We start from the raw sequence: 429 nt of genomic DNA, 5'->3' as shown, positions 1-429 counted from the left end.
TCTTCAGCAGCCAAAGTGCTCTTAACCATCCATGGTGATATATTTTTCAGCTGAACAGGTTCCCTGTTTTCAGTAAACAAACGGGCTATAACATTATTGTCCCGATCATAAACAACACTTGCTATGTTTTCTCGATGGGCAAGTATTTCCGTTGTAGTTGGCAGATCATCCGAAATCTGTCGAATATAATAGGCTGCCATAACAGAAACTGCAGCTCCGAGTAACCCAACGAATAACAGAAGAATGAGTAGTAGCGAACGAAAAATACGAGGACCACGCGAACGAGGTGGTTGGGATTCTTTTTCAGAAATATTCTTTTTCCTTTTCATAACGCAAGCTCCCTCCAGATTTCGGGTTTTCTTGCCCCTTGATATTTAGTTCAAGAGAAACAAGTATACAAAGAAGAGGAAGTAGCTTATATTTTCTCTT

Annotated in this window: 1 pseudogene; it reads right to left on the bottom strand. The window is 40.1% G+C overall.

From position 1 onward, the window contains the following. Positions 1-329, bottom strand: a pseudogene (locus B3L97_RS05690) (penicillin-binding protein); the annotation flags it as partial. Between the last annotated feature and the right edge of the window lie 100 nt (positions 330-429).

It is taken from the genome of Aminobacterium sp. UBA4834, assembly GCF_002400205.1.
GTDB classification, from domain to species: Bacteria; Synergistota; Synergistia; order Synergistales; family Aminobacteriaceae; genus Aminobacterium; species Aminobacterium mobile.
The sequence above is the reverse complement of the archived record's forward strand: the minus strand, read 5'-3'. Positions and strand labels throughout refer to the sequence as shown.